The following is a 17370-nucleotide window of genomic DNA, read 5'->3' as shown; positions in this document are numbered from 1 at the left end:
ACCCGCTGTTCTTCGCGGACACCACCTCGATGCTGTTCGGCGACGCCAAGAAGATGGTCTCCGCGGTCACCGAGGAGCTCAAAGCCCTCTAGTTACGAGATGGGACGAATGTCCCACAGCAGTAAACGATTTCAGGTTTGGAGAGAGGACGGTGGAGCTGATCGGAGTCATCGGCGCCGGCACCATGGGTGCCGGCATCGCCGAGGTGTGCGCCAAGGCCGGGAGCTCGGTTCTGGTGCTGGAGACCAAGCAGGAGTTCGCGGACGCGGCCACCAAGCGGATCGCGTCGTCGATCTCGCGTGGCTTCGTGAAGGGCGCGGTCACGCAGGAGGAGGCGGACGCCGCCCTCGCCCGTCGACAAGGTCGGAGAACCCGTGAGCTGTGCCTCATTCTGTGACCTCGACGTCCGTCGGGGAGGTGGTGTTCCCCTAGGCTGGACGGCCGTGTCGGCAGCAGCGCGGAATCAGGACGTGAGTGTTCGCGAGGCAGCGTTGCCGATCCCCGCTCCAGCGCCCGTGTGGCCTGCGCTGCTGGCGGTGCCGCGCCTGGGCCGTCGGTGGCCGGGGGTCGTGCGGGCCGGGGTGACGGTCGCGCTGCCAGGCCTCGTCGGCATCGCGTCGGGCTTCGGTTCGGCGTCCGCGATCGCGACGCTGGGTGCGTTCGCCGTCGTCTACGGCGAGGGCCGCCCCTATCGGGTGCGCTGGCGTGCGGTCGGGATCGTCGGCGCTGTGCTGGTCGCTCTGGCCGGCATCGGCGCCGTCGTCGGGTCGAGCGTGAACGGGGCCGTCGCTGCAGGCGGATCCGCGCTGTGGCCGATGGTGGTCGTGCTGACCATGACGGTCGTGGTGGCGCTGTGCGCGTTCGTGGTCGACGCCCTGCGACTCGGTGCACCCGGCGCCTTCCTGATGCTGTTGACCCTGGAGATCGCGTCGGTCCTGCCCGCCACGGGTATGTCGGTGCCCACCGTCGTCGGGTGGACGGCGGTCGGCGCGGGCGCGGCACTGACCGTGTCGATGTGCGGTGCCCTGGTCCGTCCGCGCACCCCAGAACGCGCCGCGGTCGCGTCCGCGGTGGCCGCGGTGGACGCGGTCCTGGACCGGAACTCACCTTCCCGACGCCGGGAGGCGGTGCGGTCCCTGCATGCCGCGTGGCAGTGTCTGTACGACGCGAACCTCGTTGCGACGCAGCACTCGCTGACCAGCACGTTGCGAGCCTCCCACTTGCGGTGCGCGAACGCCCTGCACGTGGTGGACCACGATGAGGCCGTTCCGGAGGACGACCTGCAGCCTCCGGTTCCGTTGCGGCGTCCCTCGATTCGTTACCGCCTCGTGCGGGCCGCACACCCTCGGGGTCGCTCGGTCACTGTTGTCGTGCGACTGCTCGTCGCCTGCCCCCTGGCGGGTCTGATCGCGGTCGGGCTGGGCGTGGGCCGGCCCGACTGGGCCGTGATCACCGCTGCGATGATCCTGCACCAGGGGCCCGATCGGATCCTCGGAACGTACCGGGCCGCGCACCGATTCGCCGGCACCGTGCTCGGGCTCGCGGTGCTTGCCGGTCTGTCGCAGCTCGACCTGCGGGGTGCCGCGCTTGTCGTCGTGTTGGCGCTGATGATGGCCGGGACCGAGGCGTACCTGGTCCGCAACTACGGTCTCGCGATGGTGTTCATCACCCCGCTCGCGATGATTCTCGGCGGGCTCGGTGCCCCTGCCGACCTGGTCGGAATCTCCCGGGACAGGTTCTTCGAGACGGTCGTCGGAGTCACCGTCGCCGTGGCAGTGTTGTGGGGTGTCCTGCCCCGCGCGTACCGCCGGATCCTGCTCGACGCGGACGGTCAGGTCGCAGGGATCCTGAACCGGATCGCCGACACCGTCGACGGCCATTCCCTCGCCGAATTGCGTCGCGACCTCGAGTTCGACCTGCACGCATCGACGGCGGCCGCGATCACCGCCGCCCACACCGACCCCGCCTGGACCCGTGAACGCTGGCCCGACCATCGCCGCCTGCACGAGCTCGGCTACCGGATCCTCACCTCACAGCGGGTACCCGTGGATACCTGAGCGGTGCTACGTCGAGTGGAGACCGCCGTTGTACCAGCCGAAGTCACGGTCCACCCCTCGCGCCCTGCCTGACACCCGACAGCATTCACCACCCTCACAGTCCGGGTCTTCGAGGTCCCGCGCTCACTGCTCGGCGAGTTCCTCAAGCGGCCGAGTCGGGACAGGTTGGCGTCTACTTCTTGTTCGGGTCGGACGGTGACGAGACCGCCCAGGTATACATCGCCAGACCGGCAATGTCCGCGGGCGACTCCACCAGCACGCGAAGAGCAAGGACTTCTGGGGACAGCCCCGGGTCACCCGTACGGGACCCTGACACGGCAGCGGAGCCGGTGAGGGCGCCGCGGTGACTGGTCCCGCATCGGAGTGATGGACCAAACCTGTTGCGGTGAAACAGGAATCGATTCTCCAACGCGTGAACAACGCCTGTTCGAGCAAGCCGCTGACCAGCGGTGTTGTCTTCGTCGTCTTCACCCGCCACCAGAGGATCCGGCGGGAGAAGACGTCGACGCAGAACGCGGCGTAGACGAACCCGGCGAGTGTCCACACGTAGACGAAATCGGCGACCCACCACTGGTCCGGGCGCTGCCGCAGATCCCATTTCCGCGCGATCAGGTCCGGGTGCCGTGGGGCGCGGTCGTCACGCTGTGGTGACCGTGCGGTGCCGGTCGCGGACCGCCCCCGCGATGCCGACGATCGCCATCAGACAGGCCACCTGATCGCCGCCCATCTCGTGACCGGCTCCGCGAGTGCGTCCATGCAGGGCCGACGGGTCGCATTCGGGCGGACCCGCCGGTGCGGGAACCGGCAGTCGATCAGACACGCGAGCGGCGATATCCTGAACGGGCATCGCCAGAGTGGTGAGCATGTCCGCCCGGCTGTCGGGGGTCGCCGCGGTGGCGAAGGGTAAGTACCCGATGACTGACAGCGATCCCCTCCGAACACAGCGTGACGTGGCCGCCGCGGTCGCGGACGAGTTGGGTGCGGTCGGGTTCGGCGAGGCCGAGGAGATCGGGCGCGGCGGTTTCGGCGTGGTGTACCGGTGCACCCAGCCCGCCCTGGAGCGGACGGTCGCGGTGAAGGTGCTCACCGCCGAGTTGGACGATCAGAACCTGGAGCGGTTCCTGCGGGAGCAGCGGGCGATGGGCAGGCTGACCGGACATCCGAACATCGCGGGGGTGCTGCAGGTCGGGGCCACCGATTCGGGTCGGCCGTATCTGGTGATGCCGTACTACCCGCAGGGGTCGCTCGACTCCCGGACCCGGCGGCACGGTCCGCTTACCGTGCCGGAGGTGCTTCGGCTGGGGGTGAAGATGGCCGGGGCGCTCGCGGCCGCGCATCGGGCCGGGATCCTGCACCGGGACGTGAAGCCGGCGAACATCCTGATCACCGACTACGGCGAACCGGTGTTGGCGGATTTCGGTATCGCGCACATCACCGGCGGGTTCACGACCGCGACCGGCACGATCGCCGGGTCGCCGGCGTTCACCGCCCCGGAGGTGTTGGGCGGGAATCCGCCGACGACCGCCGCGGATGTTTACGGGCTCGGCGCCACCCTGTTCGCGGCGCTGACCGGGCACGTCGCGTTCGAGCGCCGCAGCGGCGAGCAGGTGGTGGCGCAGTTCCTGCGGATCACCAGCGCGCCCGTGCCCGACCCGCGCGAGCACGGTGTCGACGACGACGTGTCCGAGGTGATCGAGCGCGCCATGACCCGCGCACCGGAGGACCGGTCCTCGGCGGTCGCCCTCGGCGAACGGCTCCAACAATTGCAGGCCCGCAGAGGGTTCCCGGTCGACGAGATGGCACTGCGCGCCGAACCGGGCACCGCCCGCCAGACGGGTGACGCGGCGGCGCCGGTGCCGCTGATCACGGGCCGCGCGCCTTCGACCGGTGTGGGCTCGGCGAGCGGCAAGGGGAATCTCCCGGAGGAGCTGTCCACGTTCGTCGGCCGCCGCACCGAGCTGGCCGAGGCGAAGCAGCTGCTGGGGTCGTCCAGGTTGGTGACGTTGACCGGGATCGGCGGCGTGGGCAAGACGCGACTGGGGTTGCGGGTCGCGGCGAACTCGCGCCGGGTGTTCGCGGACGGGGTGTGGCTGGTCGAGTTGGGTGAGTTGCGCGACGGGGCGCTGGTGGAGGACGTGATCGCCGCCGCGCTGGGGCTGCGTCCGCAGTCGACGCGGCCGCCGCGCGAGGTCCTGGTGGATTTCCTGGCGGCGCGGGAGCTGCTGCTGGTGCTCGACAACTGCGAACAGGTGGTCGGGGCGGCGGCGCAGCTGGCCGAGACGCTGCTGTCGGCCTGCCCGAGGCTGCGGGTCGTGACCACCAGCCGCGAGGCCTTGGGCATTGGGGGTGAGGCGGTGCTGCGGGTGCCTCCGCTGACGGTTCCGGATCCGAAGGATTCGTCGCTGCAGGGCCTGCCTAGTTACGACGGGGTCCGGTTGTTCGTCGAACGTGCCGCCGCCGCGCTGCCGGGGTTCGAGCTCACCGAGGACAACGTGGTCAGCGTGGCGGGGATCTGCGCGCGGCTGGACGGGCTGCCGCTGGCGATCGAGCTCGCGGCGGCGCGGCTACGGGCGCTGTCCCCGGAGCAGATCCTGCAGAGGCTGACCGACCGCTACACGCTGCTCGCGCGCGGCGGCCGCGGCGCACCGACCCGCCAGCAGACCCTGCGCCTGTGCGTCGACTGGAGTCACGAGTTGTGCACCCCGGCCGAACAGCAGCTCTGGGCACAGCTGTCGGTGTTCGCCGGCAGCGTCGAACTCGACGCCGCCGAACAGGTCTGCCGGTGCGATCTCGAGCCCGATGGCCTGCTCGACGTGCTGACCTCCCTGGTCGACAAGTCCATCCTCATCCGGGAGGAGTCGGGCACCACGGTGCGGCTGCGGATGCTCGACACCCTGCGCGACTACGGCCACGAGAAGCTGCGGGAGGCCGGCGAATTGACCGACCTGCGGCGGCGGCACCTGGACTGGTACCGGCAACTGGCGCGGGGCGCGGAGGCCGGGTGGATCAGTGCCCGGCAGCTCGATTGGATCGCCCGCCTGGGCCGCGAACAACCCAATCTCCGGGAGGCGCTGGAATACTCACTCACCGACTACGCGGACTCCGACTCCGTGGTGGCCTTCGCATCGGCCCTGCAACCGTTCTGGTTCGCGCTCGGCCGGTTCGCCGAGGGACGTCACTGGCTCGACCGCGCCATCGGCGTCCGGCCCGAGAGCGCGTCCGCGGTGCGTGCCAAGGCCTTGTGCCGCAACTGCCAGCTGGCCGAGGTTCAGGGAGACCTCGCCGCGGCAACAAGGCTGGTCACTGAGGCCCGGACCCTCTCCGAACGCACCACGGACCCGGTCGCACACGCGTTCGTGGACTTCACCGAGGGCCTCCAGGACCTCCTGATCGGCGACCTTGCCCACGCCCGGGCACGATTGAAGGAAACTCACGACGTATTCGTCGCACAGGGTGATCTCTTCGCGCAGGTCACGGTTCTCCTCACACTCGGATGGGCCTGCGAATTGCAGCAGGACGCCACGGGGGCGCTCCTGTGCTACGAGGGGGTTCTCGCGATCACCGAATCCCACGGCGAATCGGTGTATCGATCACACACGCTGTGGGCCACCGCGGTCGCCGCGTGGCACCAGGGCGACCGCGAACGTGCACTGCGACTGCTGCGGCAGGGACTTGCACTGGTCCGGCGGCGGAAGGACCCATACCTGGCCGCGACGTGTCTGGATGCACTGGCCTGGATCGTCTCCGCCGAGGGCAACGCCCGGCGCGCCGTCGTGCTGATGGGCGCGGCGGAGACCCAGGGCACGGTGGCGGGCAGCTCCACCGTGGTGTTCCCGAATCTGCTCGTCGATCACGACGAGTGCGTGCGGAACACGCGCCGGGCGCTCGGCGATAGGGTGTTCGAGGCCGCACACCGCGAAGGCAGCGCGCTCGATCTCGACGCCGCCGTCGCCTACGCCCTCGGCGAGGAACCCGCTACCGCATCGCCGACCACGGGCCCGTCGACGGAGCTGACCAAGCGAGAGCGACAGGTCGCAGACCTCGTCACCGAGGGGCTGACCAACAGGGCGATCGCCGCGCGCCTGGTCATCTCCCAACGCACCGCCGATGGACACGTCGAGCACATCCTGACGAAGCTCGGCTTCACTTCCCGCGCGCAGATCGCGGCCTGGGTCATGGACCACAGAAGGCACTGACCGAGTTCGGGGTGCATCAGCCTCAATACGTCGACAAACTGAGCGGATCGACATGCGGGTCGTAGCGTCGGCTCAGAGAATTTCTGACGTGCGGTTCGTACGAACCGCACTGCACTGAACTACCCCCATCCGGTACAGAAGTACACATTCGACCGGGTGAACGAGGCGTACTGCGATCTCAAGGCGGGCGCCCTGCGCGGGCGTCAGTGGTCGTCTTCTGAGACTGAATATCCGCACGCGCACCGCCAGATTCACCGAGCTCGCGGTGTACCAGGCCTTTCGAGGCATTGACGAGTGGTCCCCATGAGATGCGGAGGATGAGATGGACGACTTTACGAGCAGGGTGGCGCTGGTGACCGGCGCAGCTCGCGCCTCGAAATGGGGCGTCATTGGAATGACGAAGTGCGTGGCGCTCGAGCTGGCCAGTCGGAGGCACCGTCAATGTCGTTGCTCCGTAGAATATTTCGACTCCGATGGTGCACAACGACGCCCTCTGTCGGATGGTGCGCCCGATCTCGAGGCACCGACGCGCGAAGACGTCGCCCCGGTCCTCATGAGCCTCCACGCCCATCCGGTGCCGCTTCTGGAGCCGGCGGAGGTGACCCGCGCCGTCCTGTTCCTGGCCGCCGGGGGCAGAGCCCACATCAACCGGAACCGTGATGCCTGCACGTCATGAACCGCGCGCTCACCGGCGTCGAGGTCGCGCAGCGCGAGTCGCGCGTGGTGCGCGTAGGCCTCGCCGGCTTCGGTGAGACGCACGGTTCGACCGGACCGGTCGAGCAGCTGCACGTCCAGTGCGCGCTCGAGCTGTCTGACCTGCTGCGACAAGGTGGGCTGGGAAACGTGCAACGACTCGGCCGCGCGGGTGAAGTTGCCGTGGTCGGCCACCGCCAACAGGTACCGGATATGGCGCAGCTCCATGACCAGCACTATAGATGTGCGCTGTTGCAATGATGGACAGTAAGTCTTGGACTCAATTGGATCCATGACGTCGAGGCAGCCGCTCAGTGCGGGGTGACCAGGATCTTGACCTCGGTGTCCCTGCCCTCGCCGCGGAGCAGGTCGATTCCCTGCTCGAGCACCTCGCCGAGCCGAATGCGGCTGGTGACCAACGGCATCGGATCGATTCGTCCATCGGCGATCGCGTCGATGACCGACTGGAAGTCGTCTCGGGTGTAGGCGAAGCTGCCGGTGCACGTCTTCTCGGTGAGCATGAGGGTTCCCGGATCGATGTCCACCGCCTCGTGGTACATCGCGACCGCGACGGTCGTCCCGCCCTTGCGTAGGCCCTCGAGGCAGGGACCGAAGGTCGCCGTCCCGACGCCGGCCGCGTCGAACGACGCGTCGGCGCCCTGGCCGGCGGTGACCTCCCGCGCGTACGCGACGGGATCCACATCGCGCGGGTCGATGGCATCGGCGCCGAGCGCCGCCGCCAGCTCGCGCCGACTCGGGCTCACCTCGCTGACGATGACGCGAGCAACGCCGTGCGTCCGAAGGCACAGCAGCAGACCGAGTCCGATGGGTCCGCCGCCGACCACCAGCGCGGTCTCGCCCGCCGAGATCCCACTCCGACGCACCGCGTGCAGGGCCACGCTCAGGGGCTCGATCAACGCGCCCAACTCCGGAGTGAAGCCGGCCGGCAGGACGAACACCGAGTGTTCGGACACCACGACGTACTCGGCGAATCCGCCTCCGCCGCCGTTGACACCGAGGAAACCGCTCTGTTCGCAGAGGTTGGTCTGCCCGCGTCGACACGCGGGGCAGGTGCCGTCCGCCAGGCTCGGCTGGACGGCGACGAGCGCCCCGACCGGTACGTCGTCGACCCCGTCGCCGACCTCGGTCACGTAGCCGGAGAACTCGTGCCCGAGCACGTGCGGCCCGGTCTCGCCCACGAGGGGGTGGGGCCAGTCGACGGGGATCGGCGCCGTCTCGTAGAGGGAGAGGTCGGATCCGCAGATTCCGGCGCACGCGATTCGTATCTTGACCGTGCCGGGGCGGACCTCCGGCTCCGGGAGGTCGTCGAGGCGCGCATCAGTCGCGCCGTGCAGCCGTAAACCGAGCATTATGGTCGTCCTGTCTCAGGGGTCGTCGGAGTGGCGCTGTCACCAGCTGGATGCGTCGAGCACGACCTTGCCGTGCACCCCACCCGCTCGGAGGTACTCGTAGGCCTGACGGGCGTCGCGGATGGGGAACGTCTGTGCAACGGCGACCTCGACCCGTCCGCTGGCCACGGCCTCGGTCAGTTCCCCGAGGTCACCACCGTTCGGCGCCACGACGAGGTAGCGCCCGCCGAGATTCTGGATCTCCGGTGCCGCGACCGAGACAGCGCGCGCTGGATCTCCTGCCAGTGCAACGAGATCCGCCAACTGCTCGCCGCCATGGGTGTCGACGATCGATGTCGTCGCCGGGTCGAGGTCGGGCAGGCGCGAGGTGACACCGCTCCCGTACGCGACGGGTTCGGCGCCGAGTCGCTGGACGTACTCGGTGCTGTTCGGCGAGCAGATCCCGATGACACGCGCCCCTGCCGATCGAGCCAGCTGGGTGGCGAAGCCGCCGATGCCTCCCGCCGCCCCGTTGATCACGACCGTGTCGCCCGGTTGGGGCGCAACGGCTCGGATGCAGGTCACCGCTGTGAGCCCCGCGGTCGGGAGGCAGGCGGCCTCGGTGAACGCCAGCCCACGCGGCTTCGGCGCGACAACGGCTGCCGAGACGGGGACCAGCTCCGAGAAGGCGCCGACGAAGGGGGCGACCGACCCGACGACGTCGTCCCCGATGCGGAAGCCGGTGACACCGTCACCGATCGCGACGACGGTGCCCGACAGGTCCGAGCCGGCGACTGCAGGGAACTCGACCGGCGCGTAGTCGGCCAGGTATCCGGCCGTCGTCTTCCAATCGACCGGGTTGACCGAGGCGGCGACGAGGCGCACCAGCACCTCGCCCGGGCCGACCGTGCGGTCGGCGATGTCGGACACGTCGAGGACGGAGGGATCGCCGTACCCGGCGTAGGTGATGGCTTTCACAGGGCTTCTCCTGAAACGAGATCGCGGGAATGTGACATGGCTCAGCGGTTTTCGGCGGATCTGACTGCGCCCGGAAGTGAGCGCGGTGATGCCTGGGGAGGGCTAGGAGTCGGATGCCCCTACGCGGGAGGCGTGCTCGATGTTCTCGGCGACCTCGGCCTCCCAGCTCTGCACGGCGCGGGTGGTGTCGATCTCGAACTCGAATCGGCGGACCATGTCGTCGGTGACGTCCTCGACGTCGACGTAGAACTGCTGGTACCAGCGGCGCTGCTGGTAGACCGGGCCGTCCTCCTCGGACAGCAGCGGATTGTCGATGCGGGCCTTGTTCTTCCAGATCTCGACGTCCTGCTCGAAGCCCATCTCGACACCCTCGGCGAATTGCTTGGCCATCGCGTTCGCCTGCTCGTCGGACATGCCCTCCGGCTTCTTGACCATCGCGCCGTACATCAGGACGAAGGAATCCGGGCTTACCGGATAGTGGCAATTGATCAGCACGGTCTCGATCGTCATTCCGTTGGCGTCGCTCCACAGGCGGTCGATCATGTAGGACGGCCCGTAGTACGAGGCTTCCGATCGCAGCGCCGAGTTCGGATCGTCGTAGCTGGTGCCGACCACCATGTCCTGACGCGGGGTGGAGTGCATGATCTGGGTGGCGACGTGTCCCTCGAAGACATTTTTGAAGAACCTTGGGAAGGCGTAGTGCACGTAGAAGAAGTGCGCCATGTCCACGTTGTTGTCGACGATCTCGCGGCAGTGCGAGCCCTCGATCAGCACCGAGTTCCAGGTCCAGTCGGTCCACTCGTCCGAGCCGACACCCTCGATCTCGGGGATCGTGACCGCATCCGTCGGCTTGCTGCCCTGCGGGTCGTGCCAGACGAACAGCTGGCCGTTGCGCTCGAGAGTGGTCCAGGCGCGGGTGCGCGCGAGTGGGGGAACGCGGCGGGCGTAGGGGATGTCGGTGCATTTGCCGTTGCCGCCCCAGCGCCAGTCGTGGAACGGGCATGCGATGGAGTCGCCCTTGACGGTGCCGTGCGCGAGGTTGCCGCCCATGTGCCGGCAGAACGCGTCGAGGACATTGATCTTGCCGTCGGACTCGGACTGGAACACCACAAGCGAGGTTCCGAAGGCGTCGATCTGGTGCGGCTTGCCGTCCTGGAAGTCCGCGAGCAGGCCCAGGCAGTGCCAGCCCCTCGCGAACCGGGTGGGGTTGGCTCCGGACTCGATCTGCCGGACCTCGTCGAGGTCGTCGGTGGTGGTCATGTGAGGTTCCTGTTCTCGTCGATACGGATGGAATGCTCGGTGGGTCACGCGATGGTGCGGATGGGGTCGGTGCCGTCCCAGGTGCGGGCCTGCTCGATGCCGTGCGCGACCATTTCCCGCAGGCCCTCGCCCTGGATGTACTCGAAGACAACGCCCGGCTGGTCGGCGGAGTGGAGGTAGGCGACCTGGGTCGACGGGTTTCCGGCCCGGAAAAGCACCTCGAGGCCCCGGCTTCGGGCCGCCTCCACGGACGCAGCGAGGTCGTCGGTGATCCACGCGACGTGATGCGGTCCCACCAGGGGCGCGCCGTTCTCGGTCGCGTAGGGAGAGGGGGTCGTCGACGTGATCTGCATGAGCTCGATCTGGAGCTCGCCGGAGTAGCCCATCGCCACGTCCATCGTCACCGTGGTGTCCTGGTCCCGGTAGCGGCCGTCGAGGGTCACGCCGCGGAAGACCGTCCACGGCCCCACCCCGGCGCGCTCGAGCCACTGCCGTATGCCGGTGTCCAGGTCCGCGACGACGTATCCGACCTGCATGACGGGTTCGGCGGTGGGGTGCGTCATTGGCCCTCCTCGATTCTGGTCGTGAATGGGTTGCGCCGCACCGGTCTTCGGGATCGCTTGTCCACTCGAACCGCGGCGTGTTACAAAATATGAATGGCAAATTCTGACGGGGCGAGTGATTCTAAGCACACTTCTCGGGACCTCTCAAGGGTGGATTCCGGTGTTGGTGGTCGGCGCCCGCCGGTGGAGCGGAAGTCGCCACCGACCGACCGGGTGGTCCAGATCCTCACCCTGTTGGCCGACGCTCCACGCGATCGCCTGACGTTGACGCAGGTGGCGGTCGCCCTCGACCTGAACAAGCCGACGTGCCTGGGCATCCTCACCGCCCTGGCCGATGCCGACTTCGTCACCCGGGACGAGGCGAAGACGTACGGCCTCGGGCCCGCCCTCATCCGGCTGGGATCGGCGGCCGAATCCGGGCTCGCCAACCTCGACCTCGTTCGGCCTTTCCTGGCGGAACTGCACGACAGCCTCGGTGTGAGTTGCATCCTCACCGTCGTGCACGATGGCCACATCGTGATTCTCGACCGGCGCGGGCCCGCGATGCCGGGCGACCGCCGCGATCTCGTCGGAGAGCGATTCCCGCTCGCTCCTCCGCTCGGCCTGGTGAACGTCGCCTGGGAGCACGACAGCGTGGTCGACGCGTGGCTGAACAGTGCGCCGTTGGCGCCCTTGCCGCACAGCGACGCCGCGGTCCGCGCGGTTGTCGAGGGGGGACGCAAGCGCGGCTACATCGTCGAATGTCTCAGCACGTCAACGGCATCGAGTGTCGTGCTCGCCAACCTGCTGGTGTCCGGGATGTCGCAGCGGATCATCGACGAGCTTCGTTCGCACCTGCCGCCCGTGGACTGGTCCGAGTTCGTGGCGGACATGCCGGTCGACGCCGCCGCGCTCATTCCGGTGGCCAACATCAGCGCACCGATCTTCGACCGTCACGGCGCCCAGCAGTACACCGTGACCCTGGTGCCCGAGGAAGCGGACGCGACCGTCGCGCAGTGCCGGGACTGGGCCGCAGGCGTCGTCCACGCGGCCAGAGCCGCGAGCGCCGCGCTCGGCGGCACGACCTGAGCGGCGCCTCTACGGAAGGGGGCCTATCGCCACCCCTCGGGGGACTATTCGCGTGCCGGGTGTTCGACGGACGCTGGAGATCTCGGAAACCGACCACTCGGTTAGCGAGGCCCCCCGACCGAAAGGAACCCGCCCCATGCCCCGCATCCTCGGCACCACCGTCCCCGACGTGCACGAACACGGGCCGCCGGGCGCAGCCCCGCCCGCCGTCGAATCCGTCCGGAAGTCGGTCCGGCACCACTGGGCCTTCGCCCGGATCGGCATGTACCTGCTGCTCGCTTCCCTTCCGCTGCTCGCGATCTCGGCGCAGGTGTTCGGCGTCGTGCCGATGAGTACCACCGGTGCGCTGGTGATCATTCCGCTCGCGGCCACCCTCGCCGTGCTGTGCGTGTTCGCTCCGCACCCGATCGACCGCATCGTCGGCCACGGCCTCGGCTGGGGGATGTTCGCGTGCCTGGTCTATGACGTCTTCCGCCTCGACACCGTGTATCTGCTCGGCCTCTGGGGCGACTTCATTCCGAAAATGGGTACGTGGCTCCACTCGGGAACCGACACCCGGACCGGCGCGATCGTCGGCTACCTGTGGCGCTACCTCGGCGATGGCGGCGGAATCGGGATCGCCTTCTTCCTCATCGCCCTCGCGCTCGGCCTCCAACATCGGTCGCGCCGCACCGTCCTGCTCGCGTTCGTCACCTTCGCGGTGTTCCCCGTATGGTCCGGGCTCATCGGAACGGTTGCCCTGTCGCCGCGCGGTCAGCACGACATGTTTCCGCTCACGCCGACGACGATCACGCTGTCGCTGATCGGGCACCTGATCTTCGGGCTCGTGCTCGGCCTCGGCTTCCTGCGTGCGCGGGGGCGGCTCGGCCAGCACTGGCCGTGGCCGCCGCTGCTCCCGGTGCGGACGCCGGCATCAGCAAGCGCCACCGAATCAGTTGGCGTAGCCGAGATTTCCCCTTGAGATCGATATCACGACGTTGCCGCGTTTGTGCCCGGTGTCGACATACCGGTGCGCCTCGACGATTTGTTCCAGGGGATACGTACGGTCGATGACGATCCGCAGTTGATCCTCCTCGATGAGGTTCTTGACGTCCGCGAGCGCGTCGTTCTTGCGGACGGACATCCCGGTGACGACCTTCCTGCCGCCCCGGAGCGACGTCCAGAGCGACAGCACGATGTTGTTCAACCCGGATGTGGGCAGATAGCAGCCGTTCTCGGTGAGCGAGCCCTTGCACCGCGCGAACGAGCTCCTGCCCACCGCATCGAAGACGACGTCGTACGCCCCGGCGTTCTCGGTGAAATCCGCCGTGGTGTAGTCGATCACCTTGTCGGCGCCCAGGGATTTCACCAGGTCGAGGTTTCGCGGGCCGCACACGCCGGTGACCTCTGCGCCGAAGGACTTGGCCAGTTGCACGGCGTAGGTGCCGATGCTGCCGGAGGCGCCGTTGACGAGGACCCTCTGCCCCGGTCGCACCTTCGCCTTGTCCCGAAGGAAGAACAGTGCGGTGGTGGCTCCGTCGACGGCGGCGGCGGCCTCTTCGTAGGTCGTGTTCACCGGCTTGAGCGCGAGGGAGGCGGATTCCGGCAGGCACTTGTACTCGGCGTAGGCGCCGATGTTGAACCCGGTGAACCCGAATACCTGGTCACCCGGCCGGAACCGGTGCACGGCCCTGCCGACCGCCTCGATCTCACCGGCAAGCTCCAGGCCCAGGGTTCGCAGTTTCCTTCGCGGCCTTCGCAACCCGAGGATGACCCGGCCCCAGAGCGGCTCGCCCCGGCGCATCTTGCATTCGGCTGTCGTCACCGTCGTCGCGTGGACTCTCACCAGGACTTCCCCGTCCCTGGGCGTCGGCTTCCGAATCTGTTCGAGCTCGAGCACGTCGGGTCCGCCGAACCGGGTGTGGACGATCGCCTTCATCGCGGCCTCCCTTTGCGACGGCTGGTCAGCTGTGGTGCTTGACGAGGAAGTCGATTACCCGGGGGACGACCTGCTGTGCATGCGTCATCACTCCACCATGCCCGGCACCGGGGACCACGCAGAGCTCGCCGCCTGGGATCTGATCCACTGCCGATTGCGCTTGCGTCGGCCCGAGGAGCGGATCGAACTCGAAGGCGACGGCCAGGACCGGCACCGCAATCCGGTGTAGTCGATCCATCCGCTCCTCATCGCGCAGCCAGGCATGGGATGCACGAGCTTGAGCCACCTCGCCGTCACTCGATGTCCACTGGTCACTCTGGTAGGCGGACATGCTCGCCCACTGCTCGACCAGTGGATCTGCCGTTGCCAAGGCTGTTGGGGGCAGCGCGGTGAGCAGCGTCTGCATCGTCATCACCTCGGCGGGCAGGATGCCCAACCGATCTATCAGCGCGGCTTCGCTGTTCACGACGGAGTGAAGGAGAGGCGTCGTCGGTCCGGGGCCCGCGATGAGCACTCCGGCCGAGAAGTGGTTGGGGTATGTCGACAGCAGGTGCTCGATGGTGAAGCTGCCGAGGGAGTAGCCGACCAGTGCTGGTGGTCGGTCGAGGCTCAGGGTGTCGACGAGGGACGTGAGGTCCTCGCCCAGGTCCGCGACGGTGCTGTTCGGTGACGGAGCATCGCTGGGTACGACGCCGCGAGAGGCATAGGCGATGACTTCGAAGCCACTGTCGACAAGGGCAGGTGTCAGCCCGGCAACGTCCCAGGCGATGGGCGGCATTCCCGTCCCGCCGACCAGGATGACCGGCGGACCCTCCCCACGTCGATCCACCCCGAGCCGGATTCGTCCGGTATCGATCATCTCCATGGTCGTGATTCAATCACCGAAATCTCGACGGCCATGAAGGAACCGACCCACGTTCGCCGGGTTCCGGCGCTGTCGTCGCTCAGAGGGCCATGGGACCGCACAGCATCACACCGGCCGCGGCCAGGGCCGTGGTGACGAGGGGTCCTGCGGTGATGATCGTGGTCACGGAGGTCAGCAGGACGCGCATCCGTATTCGCTGGGCCGGTGCAGGCGGCGCGGCAAGTCGCCCGGCGCGGTCGAGGACGGCGATGCTGGTGGCGCCCAGGGTGCCGGCGGGGATCGGTCCCGGTCCGGAAAGGGCGAGTAGTCCGCCCAGCAGAGTGCGGGATCCGTGGGTGCGGGCTGCCCGGTCGTCGGCGCACATCTCCAGCAGTCGGGCGACCTCGGCGGCGCCGATGGTCAGCAGGGCAACCCGGGGGAGGGTGGTGGAGAGTCCACGCAGGATGGCGAGTAGTTGGGGGTGGCGGCCGGTCAGGTGGGCGCGTTCGTGTGCGAGTACGGCGGAGAGTTGCCGCTCATCGAGTGCGGCGAGGGCGGCGCTGGTGAGCACGATGGCGTGAGGCTTACCAGCGACGCAGTATGCGGCCCGCTCGGGAGCGTCGAGAATCACGGCGTCGAGGCCGTCGATGCGGCGGCCGATGATGCGCGCCATCCGTGCATGCCCGTGGGTTTGTGCGCGCATTCGTCGCAGGCGGAAACCCAGACGCCCCAGCGCGGTCGACACGGCCATGACCGCTACCGCGACCACCCCTACCTGCAGGGCCACCCCAGCGCGGCCGCTGATCACCTCACGCAGATTCGCCAGGCACGACGAGATGACCGACAGGCCGGGGCTGGGCCAACCTTGGATCAGTTGGGTGAGCAGAAGCACGGCGACTGTCACCCATGAGAGCACCACGCTGCCGATCGCGGCCACCCAGGCCGCAACTCCCAGGTGCGGCGCGATGCCGTCGCGGGTCATTCGTGTCAGCAGCGGAGGGGCTGCCGCCGCGATGGCAACGCTGTAGAGCAGCAGGCAGGCCGCGACGCTCATCCCGCGTCCTCCGGTGCGGCCAGGCGCTGTAGTGCGGCACGGACATTGGCTGATTCCGTGTCGCTCAGCTGCTCGAGGAAGTGGGTCAGTACAAGGTCGGAGTTGCCGCCACCGTCGAACGCCTCCCGCATCAGGCGGGCGCTGTGTTCCTCACGGGTAAGGGTGGGCCAATAGCGAAAGGCCTTACCCACGCGCTCGCGGTCAAGCCAGCCCTTGCGGTGCAGGTTGTCCATCGTCGACATCACCGTTGTGTAGGCGATCTCCCGATGTGCGGCGAGCTCGTCGAACACCTCCCGGACCGCCGTTGCTCCCTCTCGATCCCAGAGCCGATCCATCACGACCGCCTCGAGCTCCCCGAATCCACGCACGCGCACCAGATGCCTCCACTTCCGCGCTACAAGAGTACGTCTCATGGACGCGACGCCGGACGCCGCGTAATGCCCGAAAGGCCCGCGACCACGGATTCCGGTGCCGGGCGCTGGGCTCCGGAAGCGATAGATACTATCTACGTACGCAGGTAGTAGATGAGCCTCGGTGGCCTGCGTCCGGGGCAAGAGCATGAGGAGTCACGATGGATCTGCTGGCGAACCTTCAGGCCTGGTGGAACTGCCAGATGATGATGCTGAACGGTCAGATGTGCGGCATGTGCGAGATGTGCAAGGACATGCCTATGAAGTGAGCGGCGGCGGCGACATTCACTGACGGCAGGAACGACGCCGTCGGCGAAGTGCGCTCAGCGCCCGACGTGGTTAGTCCTCGAGGGGTTCGGTGACCCCGAGGGAGAGAGCGCCCATGATCTTCGGGACGCCCTTCTCGTAGTACGTGTCCAGGTCGCGGATCTCGAACCCCGCGGCCCGCACGAGCGCCGGGATCTCACGGGTGAGGTGGCAGCCGCCCGCGACGGCCTTCTGGATCGGCTCGAAGCGGTACTGCCAGCGCCGGACCTTCTCGTGCGGGGCGAGGCCGTGTTCGACGAAATGCAGGGTGCCGCCGGGCTTGAGGACCCGCCGCACCTCGCGCAGCGCGGTGTCCACATCGGGGATCGTGCACATCGTCCAGGTGGAAAGCGCGCTGTCGAAGGTGTTGTCGGGGAAGGGGAGTGACTGTCCGTCCAGGCCGGAACGCTCGACGGGCACACGGGAGGCCGCGAGTCGTGTGGCGGCCAGCTTCCAGCCGAGGTCCGCGGGTTCGACGGCGCTGACGGAATCCACGGTGGCCGGATAGAACGGGACATTGAGCCCCGAGCCGAACCCGATCTCGACGACGCGGCCGCGCAGTCCGGCGCATGCCCGTTCCCGTGACGGTTCGGTCAGCGACATCCCACACGAGATGTTCACCAGCCGTGGAACGATCTGATCCCCATAGAACCCCATGACAGCCTCTCTACCCC

The 17370-nt window shown here is 68.2% G+C and carries 14 protein-coding genes and 2 pseudogenes; 5 read left to right on the top strand and 11 right to left on the bottom strand.

Translation table 11 applies throughout. From position 1 onward, the window contains the following. Window positions 1-151 precede the first annotated feature (151 nt). Both ACFQS9_RS17220 and ACFQS9_RS17215 read left to right on the top strand, forming a co-directional pair. Window positions 152-397, top strand: coding sequence for an FAD-dependent oxidoreductase (locus ACFQS9_RS17220; RefSeq protein WP_378406839.1), 246 nt, complete (start codon window positions 152-154; stop codon window positions 395-397). Window positions 398-470: 73 nt separating this feature from the next. Then, on the top strand, window positions 471-2057 hold the full coding sequence (locus ACFQS9_RS17215; protein ID WP_378406837.1) for an FUSC family protein: 1587 nt from the start codon (window positions 471-473) through the stop codon (window positions 2055-2057). A 351-nt stretch (window positions 2058-2408) separates the two neighbouring features. Here ACFQS9_RS17215 and ACFQS9_RS17210 read toward each other — a convergent pair. Then, window positions 2409-2796, bottom strand: a pseudogene (locus ACFQS9_RS17210) (DDE-type integrase/transposase/recombinase); the annotation flags it as partial. Between the two features lie 175 nt (window positions 2797-2971). Between ACFQS9_RS17210 and ACFQS9_RS17205 the strand changes: the two are divergent. Continuing rightward, entirely contained in the window at window positions 2972-6253 is a 3282-nt protein-coding gene (locus ACFQS9_RS17205) for a protein kinase domain-containing protein (protein WP_378406843.1), read from the top strand. A 627-nt stretch (window positions 6254-6880) separates the two neighbouring features. Here the strand turns inward: ACFQS9_RS17205 and ACFQS9_RS17200 are convergent. The 5 genes and pseudogenes from ACFQS9_RS17200 to ACFQS9_RS17180 all read right to left on the bottom strand — a co-directional run. Then, window positions 6881-7174 (bottom strand): annotated as a pseudogene (locus ACFQS9_RS17200) (LysR family transcriptional regulator); the annotation flags it as partial. A gap of 83 nt (window positions 7175-7257) precedes the next feature. Next, a complete protein-coding gene (locus tag ACFQS9_RS17195; protein WP_378406835.1) occupies window positions 7258-8316 on the bottom strand; it encodes a 2,3-butanediol dehydrogenase in 1059 nt (352 codons plus the stop codon). A gap of 39 nt (window positions 8317-8355) precedes the next feature. Next, window positions 8356-9273, bottom strand: a complete 918-nt coding sequence (locus ACFQS9_RS17190; protein WP_378406833.1) for an NADP-dependent oxidoreductase — start codon at window positions 9271-9273, stop codon at window positions 8356-8358. Window positions 9274-9375: 102 nt separating this feature from the next. Continuing rightward, window positions 9376-10533: a Rieske 2Fe-2S domain-containing protein gene (locus ACFQS9_RS17185; protein WP_378406831.1), complete on the bottom strand. Its 1158-nt coding sequence runs from the start codon at window positions 10531-10533 to the stop codon at window positions 9376-9378. 44 nt (window positions 10534-10577) lie between these two features. After that, complete coding sequence (locus tag ACFQS9_RS17180) at window positions 10578-11096, bottom strand: VOC family protein (RefSeq protein WP_378406828.1); 519 nt, start codon at window positions 11094-11096, stop codon at window positions 10578-10580. A 183-nt stretch (window positions 11097-11279) separates the two neighbouring features. On the opposite strand from ACFQS9_RS17180, the gene ACFQS9_RS17175 reads away from it, so the two are divergent. Then, window positions 11280-12164, top strand: coding sequence for an IclR family transcriptional regulator (locus ACFQS9_RS17175; protein ID WP_378406826.1), 885 nt, complete (start codon window positions 11280-11282; stop codon window positions 12162-12164). A gap of 136 nt (window positions 12165-12300) precedes the next feature. Further along, window positions 12301-13125, top strand: a complete 825-nt coding sequence (locus tag ACFQS9_RS17170) for a hypothetical protein (protein ID WP_378406824.1) — start codon at window positions 12301-12303, stop codon at window positions 13123-13125. On the opposite strand, the gene ACFQS9_RS17165 is transcribed toward ACFQS9_RS17170, so the two are convergent. The 5 genes from ACFQS9_RS17165 to ACFQS9_RS17145 all read right to left on the bottom strand — a co-directional run bounded on the left by ACFQS9_RS17165 (window position 13096) and on the right by ACFQS9_RS17145 (window position 17353). After that, the gene (locus tag ACFQS9_RS17165) at window positions 13096-14082 is read right to left on the bottom strand and encodes an NAD(P)-dependent alcohol dehydrogenase (RefSeq protein ID WP_378406822.1); all 987 of its coding nucleotides are present in this window, start codon (window positions 14080-14082) and stop codon (window positions 13096-13098) included. The genes ACFQS9_RS17170 and ACFQS9_RS17165 overlap by 30 nt on opposite strands. 25 nt (window positions 14083-14107) lie before the next feature. Then, window positions 14108-14941 carry an alpha/beta fold hydrolase gene (locus ACFQS9_RS17160; RefSeq protein ID WP_378406841.1) on the bottom strand — a complete coding sequence of 278 codons (834 nt, stop codon included), beginning with the start codon at window positions 14939-14941 and terminating at the stop codon, window positions 14108-14110. Between the two features lie 85 nt (window positions 14942-15026). After that, on the bottom strand, window positions 15027-15980 hold the full coding sequence (locus ACFQS9_RS17155; protein ID WP_378406820.1) for a M56 family metallopeptidase: 954 nt from the start codon (window positions 15978-15980) through the stop codon (window positions 15027-15029). After that, the gene (locus tag ACFQS9_RS17150; RefSeq protein ID WP_378406818.1) at window positions 15977-16354 is read right to left on the bottom strand and encodes a BlaI/MecI/CopY family transcriptional regulator; all 378 of its coding nucleotides are present in this window, start codon (window positions 16352-16354) and stop codon (window positions 15977-15979) included. Before ACFQS9_RS17150 ends, ACFQS9_RS17155 begins: the two co-directional genes overlap by 4 nt. 375 nt (window positions 16355-16729) lie before the next feature. Further along, a complete protein-coding gene (locus ACFQS9_RS17145) occupies window positions 16730-17353 on the bottom strand; it encodes a class I SAM-dependent methyltransferase (RefSeq protein ID WP_378406816.1) in 624 nt (207 codons plus the stop codon). Between the last annotated feature and the right edge of the window lie 17 nt (window positions 17354-17370).

It is taken from the genome of Rhodococcus daqingensis, assembly GCF_042665615.1.
In the GTDB taxonomy this organism is placed as follows: Bacteria; Actinomycetota; Actinomycetes; order Mycobacteriales; family Mycobacteriaceae; genus Rhodococcus_G; species Rhodococcus_G daqingensis.
Note: the sequence above shows the minus strand (reverse complement) of the source record. Positions and strands in the feature narration are given on the sequence as shown.